The organism is Candidatus Propionivibrio aalborgensis, from assembly GCF_900089945.1.
In the GTDB taxonomy this organism is placed as follows: domain Bacteria; phylum Pseudomonadota; class Gammaproteobacteria; order Burkholderiales; family Rhodocyclaceae; genus Propionivibrio; species Propionivibrio aalborgensis.
Genome location: NZ_FLQY01000391.1, coordinates 36,123 through 42,993 on the forward strand (window position 1 = coordinate 36,123; position 6,871 = coordinate 42,993).

At 60.3% G+C, this 6,871-nt stretch carries 8 protein-coding genes; 7 read left to right on the forward strand and 1 reads right to left on the reverse strand.

All coding sequences use genetic code 11. From position 1 onward, the window contains the following. Positions 1-2 precede the first annotated feature (2 nt). Genes mobB through modC form a run of 7 tightly spaced genes read left to right on the forward strand, consistent with a single transcriptional unit; the run spans position 3 to position 5,507 of the window. Entirely contained in the window at positions 3-500 is a 498-nt protein-coding gene (gene mobB, locus PROAA_RS17765) for a molybdopterin-guanine dinucleotide biosynthesis protein B (protein WP_245664338.1), read from the forward strand. After that, the gene (gene mobA / locus PROAA_RS17770; RefSeq protein ID WP_186412621.1) at positions 497-1,099 is read left to right on the forward strand and encodes a molybdenum cofactor guanylyltransferase; all 603 of its coding nucleotides are present in this window, start codon (positions 497-499) and stop codon (positions 1,097-1,099) included. Before mobB ends, mobA begins: the two co-directional genes overlap by 4 nt. Then, a complete protein-coding gene (locus tag PROAA_RS17775) occupies positions 1,100-2,359 on the forward strand; it encodes a molybdopterin molybdotransferase MoeA (protein WP_186412622.1) in 1,260 nt (419 codons plus the stop codon). Further along, complete coding sequence (gene mog / locus PROAA_RS17780) at positions 2,356-2,895, forward strand: molybdopterin adenylyltransferase (RefSeq protein ID WP_186412623.1); 540 nt, start codon at positions 2,356-2,358, stop codon at positions 2,893-2,895. The genes PROAA_RS17775 and mog overlap by 4 nt, the downstream gene beginning before the upstream one ends. Positions 2,896-2,912: 17 nt before the next feature. Then, entirely contained in the window at positions 2,913-3,713 is an 801-nt protein-coding gene (gene modA / locus PROAA_RS17785; protein ID WP_186412624.1) for a molybdate ABC transporter substrate-binding protein, read from the forward strand. 4 nt (positions 3,714-3,717) lie between these two features. Then, entirely contained in the window at positions 3,718-4,401 is a 684-nt protein-coding gene (gene modB, locus PROAA_RS17790) for a molybdate ABC transporter permease subunit (protein ID WP_186412625.1), read from the forward strand. Next, on the forward strand, positions 4,398-5,507 hold the full coding sequence (gene modC / locus PROAA_RS17795; RefSeq protein WP_425394033.1) for a molybdenum ABC transporter ATP-binding protein: 1,110 nt from the start codon (positions 4,398-4,400) through the stop codon (positions 5,505-5,507). Before modB ends, modC begins: the two co-directional genes overlap by 4 nt. Positions 5,508-5,557: 50 nt before the next feature. Here modC and PROAA_RS17800 read toward each other — a convergent pair. Then, positions 5,558-6,871, reverse strand: a 1,314-nt coding sequence (locus PROAA_RS17800) for a UDP-glucose dehydrogenase family protein (protein ID WP_186412626.1), incomplete at its 5' end; no start/stop codon positions are given.

Consider the following 6,871-nt stretch of genomic DNA (forward strand, 5'->3'; position numbering starts at 1 on the left):
CCATGATTCCGCCGGTGTTCATTTTTGTCGGGCATTCCGGTTCCGGCAAAACCACTCTGGTGGAAAAACTATTGTCCCTATTGACTGCCAGGGGCCTGCGCGTTGCCGCGATCAAACATGCACACCACAAGGTCGCCCTAGACAGGGAAGGCAAGGACAGTTGGCGCTATAAGCAGGCGGGTGCCGTGATGAGCATGCTGGTGACTGCGAACGAGTTGCAGCTCGTGGCGGATGCCACTGACCGACGCGAACCGGCGCAGTTGGCCGAGCGCTTCCTCGGTGAGGCCGACATCATCCTTGCTGAAGGGTTTTCGCTGGCTCGCGGGGTCAAGATCGAGATATTGCGGCGCGAATGCGCGCAGCCTCCGCGCTGCACCATCGACGACGGCCTGATCGCCCTGGTCAGCGACATGGAGGAGGTGTACCCGCAGCTCCCCCACTTCGCGCTCGACGACATCTCCGGTTTGGCCGACTTTCTGCTTGAGCACGCGTCGCGATGATCGAAGACTGTTTGGCCATTGTCATGGCAGGTGGTCAATCGCGGCGAATGGGTCACGACAAGGCTGCACTTCTGATCGGTGAACAAACCCTGTTGCAACGCGTGGCCGGCACTATGCAGCAGGTTTTTCCGCAGGTTCTGGTCAGCGTTCGCGAGCCGCGCTCGAAAATCAGGCTGCCGCAGGTCTGTGACGCGTATCCCGACGCCGGGCCTCTGGCGGGGCTGTGTGCCGGACTGGTCCATGCCACGCAAGTCGACACCCCGTGGGTTTTTGCCGTTGCGACCGATATGCCATTTGTCAAGCCGGCGCTAATCGAATATCTTGCACAACGGCGCAGTGGATATCAGGCCGTGGTGCCTGTTGCACAGGGACACCCGCAGCCCCTCGCCGCGTTCTACTCGGCAAGTTGCCTGGCGCCGATTCAGGCGATTCTTCAAGGCAACGGGAAACGCAGCCTGCGTGCTGCGCTTGAACAATTGAAGGTTTGTTACGTTGACGAATCGGAGTTGCTGGGAAGCGACGACGACTTGCGCAGTTTTATGGATATCGATACGCCGCAGGATCTGACGGCCGCCATGAAGTATGAGGAGTTTGGATAGATGGGAAATTTATCAGTCAGGGACGCACAAACCTGCGTTCTGGAACATGTGCTCATTCGCGATACCGAGGTCGTCAAACTCGAAGCCTCGCTCGGGCGGGTGCTGGCCGAAGAGATCCGCGCCAACCGCGATCAACCGCCCTACGATGTCTCGGCGATGGATGGTTTTGCATTGCGCAGCACCGATCTAGCCATGACACCGGTAGCATTGACCATCATTGAAGACATCAAGGCTGGCGATATGCCAGGCAAAACGGTGCAGGCTGGCCAGTGTTCACGCATCATGACCGGTGCTCCGGTCCCCGCCGGCGCCGATGCGGTGATCCGTGTCGAGGATACCCGGATGTTATCGGACGAGAATGTGGAAATCAGGATCGGGGTCGACGCCGGCAATGACATTCGTCTGTTGGGCGAGAACATGCGCAACGGACAGGTCGTGCTGAGCAACGGGACGGAAATCACGCCGGGCGTGATCGGCGTTCTGGCAACAGTCAAGTGTGCGCAGATGAAGGTCTATCGTCGACCTCGCGTGGCCATCCTGTCGACCGGAAACGAACTTGAGGGACTCGACGAACCCGTCGATCCGGACAAGATTCCCAACTCGAACAGTTATGCCCTGATGGCGCAGGCGCAGGCTCTGGGGATCGAGCCGGTCTTGCTCGGCATCGCGCGCGACGACCCCGAAGAACTAGCGCAATTTGTTCGCCGCGGCCTGTTGTTCGACGTGCTGCTGATTTCCGGCGGCTCTTCCGTTGGCCTACATGATCATGTCCGACCGACGCTTGAGGCGCTGGGTGTTGACATGCATTTCTGGCGTGTGGAGATGCGGCCCGGACATCCGCTGGCCTTCGGCACCACCGCCTCGACCATGGTCTTTGGCCTGCCGGGCAACCCGGTGTCCAGCATGGTGTGTTTCGAGCAGTTCGTCCTGCCGGCCTTGCGCCGGATGATGGGGCATTCACATCTGTTCCGGCGCACGATCAAAGCGCGCCTGACTCACCCGGTCAAGATTCGTCCGGGCAGAACCGAATTCATCCGCGTCGTTCTGGAGCGCAATGAATCCAGCAGGCTGCCAGGTTCCTATGTCGCCAGTTCGACCGGGACGCAAAGCAGCGGCGCTTTGCTGTCGATGGCCCTGGCCGACGGTCTGCTGGTTGTGCCCTCGACAAGCTCGGGCCTGGCAGCGGGCGAATCGGCCGTGATTCAACTCCTTGACGGCGCTGTTTTCCAGGACGAACCGGGAATCGAGGGTGGCACATGAGCACGGCTCGGATCGGCATTCTGACGGTCTCCGATCGCGCCAGCCGGGGTGTCTATGAAGACAAGGGCGGGCCGGCGATCCAGGCTTGGTTGACGCGTGTGCTGACCAGCCCGTGGGAGGCCGTTGCCAGGGTCATTCCCGACGAGCAACCGCAAATCGAGGACGCGCTGCGCGAATTGAGCGATATCGAGGGATGCAGTTTGATCGTGACGACCGGAGGCACCGGTCCCGCGCTACGCGACGTTACCCCGGAAGCGACAGAAGCCGTGTGCACCAAGATGATGCCCGGTTTTGGCGAGCTGATGCGCACCGCCTCGCTGAAGTTCGTTCCGACAGCGATCCTGTCCCGACAGACAGCGGGTATTCGCGGCAAGAGCCTGATCGTCAACCTGCCTGGCAAACCGTCGGCGATTGACGATTGCCTGAATGCCGTATTCCCGGCGGTGCCCTATTGCCTCGATCTGATCGGAGGCGCACGGCTTGAAACCGACCCTCAGCACTGCACGGCGTTTCGCCCGGGCCAAGGGAAGAAGTGATCCGGAAAGCGATCCGAATGGTTCGGATTCCGACGAACAAATGGATCGCACCGCTTGCTCTGGTGCTGTTTCTCGTCGTGCAGTTGACGTTGCCGGCACGCGCCGAAGAGAAAATCACCCTCGCTGCGGCGGCTGACCTCAAATACGCCCTGGACGAAGTTGTCGTCCTGTTCATCAGGGAGAACCCGGACGCCCGGGTCGAAACCGTTTATGGTTCATCCGGCAAATTTCATGCGCAAATCCGGCAGGGCGCTCCTTACGATCTCTATTTTTCGGCAGATATTGCCTATCCACGCGCGCTGGTGGAAGCCGGTCTGGCCGCTTCCGAAGTACAACCCTACGGCATCGGGCGGATCGTGCTGTGGGGTGCGACACGCGATGCCGCAAAGATGACGCTCATGACACTCGCCGACCTTGCCGATCCGGCCGTCGCAAGAATCGCCATGGCTAATCCACGGCATGCCCCCTATGGCCAGCGTGCGGAAGAGGCGCTGAGGTCAGCAGGCATTTGGGAGCGGGTCAAGCCCCGACTGGTTTTTGGCGAAAACGTCGCACAGTCGGCGCAGTTCGTACAAACCGGCAACGCGCAATTGGGCATCATCGCCTTGTCGCTGGCGCTCAGTCCCGAGCTGTCCGAACATGGCAGTTATGTGCTGATACCCGAAACCTTGCATCGTCCGCTTGAGCAGGGCTTCATTGTTACCCGGCGAGCCGCCGGCAAGCCATTGGCGCAGCGTTTCGCGCGCTTCATGAAGGGTACCGATGCGCGCGCCACCATGACGCGCTACGGCTTCGTGCTGCCGGGCGAAGCAAAATAGCGCGATGGGATCCTACCTTTCGGCGGGCGACATTTCGGCGATCTGGCTGACTGTCAAACTCGCCACGCTGGTCACCTTGATACTGCTCGTCATCGGCACGCCGCTGGCCTGGTGGCTTGCACGCACCCGATCCAGCATGAAGGGTGCCATCGGAGCGGTAGTCGCGCTACCGATAGTGCTACCGCCTACCGTGCTCGGTTTCTATCTCCTGCTGGCCATGGGACCACACGGCCCCTTGGGGCAGCTCACGAAGTCGCTGGGCCTTGGCCTGTTGCCGTTCAGCTTTGCCGGGCTGGTGATCGCTTCGGTCTTCTATTCGTTGCCCTTCGTTGTACAGCCCTTGCAGAACGCCTTTGAAAATATCCCCGAACGCGCCCTGGAAACCGCCGCGACACTGCGTGCCTCGCCGCTCGACCGTTTCTTCAGCGTGGTTCTGCCACTGGCCAAACCGGGCTATCTGACTGCGCTGGTGCTCGGCTTCGCGCACACGGTCGGCGAGTTTGGCGTCGTGCTGATGATTGGCGGCAACATTCCGGAGCAAACCCGGGTGGTGTCGATCCAGATCTACGATCATGTCGAGGCGATGGACTATGCACACGCCCACGGCTTGTCAGCCGGCATGCTGGCGTTCTCCTTTCTGGTGTTGCTGGTGCTGTATACCTTGAACCCGACTGGCAGGCGGAAATGATGCCGGAGAGCAACGGCACCAAGGATGTCATTCGCGCGCGCTTCCAGCTCGTCTATCCGGACTTCGATCTTGATGTTGACCTGCAGCTCCCGGCCAGCGGGGTCAGCGCCTTGTTTGGCCCTTCGGGCTCTGGAAAAACCACCCTGCTGCGCTGTATCGCCGGGCTGGAGAAACCCGTGGATGGATTACTGCGAGTCAATAACGAGGCCTGGCAGGAAGGCGGCTTCTTCATGCCGACCCATCGACGTTCACTAGGGTATGTGTTTCAGGAAGCCAGCTTGCTGCCCCACCTTTCAGTACGGCGCAATCTGGAGTTCGGCCTGAAGCGGATTCCAGCCACCGGCCGCAAGGTGCATTTGGAGCAGGTCGTCGATTTGCTGGGGCTCTCCCGACTAGTCGACCGTGCCAATCCTTCCGCACTGTCGGGCGGAGAGCAACAACGTGTCGCCATCGGACGGGCGCTGCTGACCAGTCCCCGCCTGCTGCTGATGGACGAACCGCTTTCGTCACTCGATGCCGCCAGCAAGCAGGAAATCCTGCCCTACCTCGAACGTTTGCATGGCGCTCTGGACATCCCGGTGCTTTACGTCAGCCATTCGCTCGATGAAGTCACCCGGCTGGCCGATCACATTGTGCTGATGGAGGCAGGGCGGGTCGTTGCCAGCGATTCGCTCGATGCAATCCAGTCAAGGCTCGATCTGCCAACTGCCCGCCTGGACGATGCCGGCGCCGTGATCGACGCTTGCGTGGCCGAGCACGACGAGACCTACCACCTCAGCCGGCTGGATTTTTCCGGGGGACAATTGTGGGTCAGCCGGGTGAACTGCCCGCTCGGCGGCAGGGTACGCGCCCGTGTTCTGGCGCGCGACGTGAGCATCGCCACTGCCAAGCCGCAGGGCTCCAGCATCACCAATATTCTTGCCGCACGGGTCACCGAAATTCGGGATGAAGGGCTGGATCGCGTCAGTCTGCGCTTGCAGGTCGGCGAGGGGAAAACGCTGCTTTCGCGCATCACGCGTCGCTCGCGCGATCAACTGGGCCTGGTTGTGGGACGGGATGTTTTCGCGCAGGTGAAGAGTGTTGCCGTCAAGCGCAGTGATTTTTAATCCCGGGAGCAAGGGCGCCGCAGGTCAATCCGATCCTCTCTAACATCCAATCAGCGCCCGATGCCAAAATAGGTAATGCCTAAATGTTTCATCTCGGACGGTTCGAACAGATTGCGTCCATCGAAAATGATCGGCGCTTTCAGTTTTTGTTTGATTGAGTCGAAGTTGGGACTGCGGAATTCTTTCCATTCGGTCACGATGATCAGTGCATCGGCATTTTCAAGCGCGTCAAGCTGATTGTCGGCGTAGCCGAGCCGAGCCTCGTCGGGAAAGTGATGTTTGGCCTCATTCATGGCTACGGGATCGTAGGCCGTAACCGTCGCGCCAGCGGCCAGCAGATCCTTGATCACCTCGCAACTGGTAGCCTCGCGCATATCGTCGGTGTTGGCCTTGAAGGCCAGACCCCAGAGGGCGAAATGCCGGCCCTGAAGACTGGCGCCGAAGTGCGCCTGAACCTTGGTGCCCAGCACGTGCTTCTGCGCATCGTTGGCCACCTTCACTGCGTTGAGCACCTTCAGCTCGATTCCCGCATTGGTGGCGGCGGTCTTGATCAGCGCCTTGACGTCCTTGGGGAAGCATGAGCCGCCGTAACCGGCCCCGGCATACAGGAAGTCGTAACCGATGCGCGGGTCGCTACCAATGCCTCTGCGCACCTGCTCGATGTCGGCGCCCAGCTTTTCGGCCAGATTGGCCAGCTCGTTCATGAAACTGATGCGCGTCGCCAGCATCGAATTGGCCGCGTACTTGGTCAGCTCGGCGCTGCGGATATCCATCAGGATCAGGCGATCATGATTGCGCTGGAAGGGCGCATAGAGGGTCCGCATGATGTGCGCCGCCTGCTCACTCTCACAACCCACGACGATACGGTCAGGCTTCATGAAGTCTTCAATTGCAGCACCTTCCTTGAGAAACTCGGGGTTGGAAACGACGCTGAACGGTATATCGATCCCGCGCTTCGACAGTTCCTGAGCGACTGCCGCCTTCACCGCGTCGGCCGTGCCCACTGGCACCGTGCTCTTGTTGACGATCACCTTGTAATCGGTCATGTACTTGCCGATATTGCGCGCCGCTGCGGTCACGTATTGCATGTCGGCCGAACCATCTTCGCCCGGCGGCGTGCCGACGGCAATGAACTGGACAGTGCCATACTGAGCGGCTTTCTGCACATCGGTGGTGAAGCACAGACGTCCCGCCGCCACATTGCGGCGCACCATATCCTGCAACCCCGGCTCGAAAATCGGAATGCCACCTTCCTCAAGAATCCTGATCTTTGCCGGATCCACATCCAGGCAAAGCACTTCATTGCCTACCTCGGCCAGACAGGTGCCAGAAACCAAACCAACATAACCCGTACCGATTACAGA

What these genes read in the sequence shown, in the direction of transcription:
- mobB (WP_245664338.1), top strand. Translation starts at nt 3, where the DNA reads ATGATTCCGCCGGTGTTCATTTTTGTCGGGCATTCCGGTTCCGGCAAA.
- PROAA_RS17775 (WP_186412622.1), top strand. Translation starts at nt 1,100, where the DNA reads ATGGGAAATTTATCAGTCAGGGACGCACAAACCTGCGTTCTGGAACAT.
- mog (WP_186412623.1), top strand. Translation starts at nt 2,356, where the DNA reads ATGAGCACGGCTCGGATCGGCATTCTGACGGTCTCCGATCGCGCCAGC.
- modA (WP_186412624.1), top strand. Translation starts at nt 2,913, where the DNA reads ATGGTTCGGATTCCGACGAACAAATGGATCGCACCGCTTGCTCTGGTG.
- modB (WP_186412625.1), top strand. Translation starts at nt 3,718, where the DNA reads ATGGGATCCTACCTTTCGGCGGGCGACATTTCGGCGATCTGGCTGACT.
- mobA (WP_186412621.1), top strand. Translation starts at nt 497, where the DNA reads ATGATCGAAGACTGTTTGGCCATTGTCATGGCAGGTGGTCAATCGCGG.
- modC (WP_425394033.1), top strand. Translation starts at nt 4,398, where the DNA reads ATGATGCCGGAGAGCAACGGCACCAAGGATGTCATTCGCGCGCGCTTC.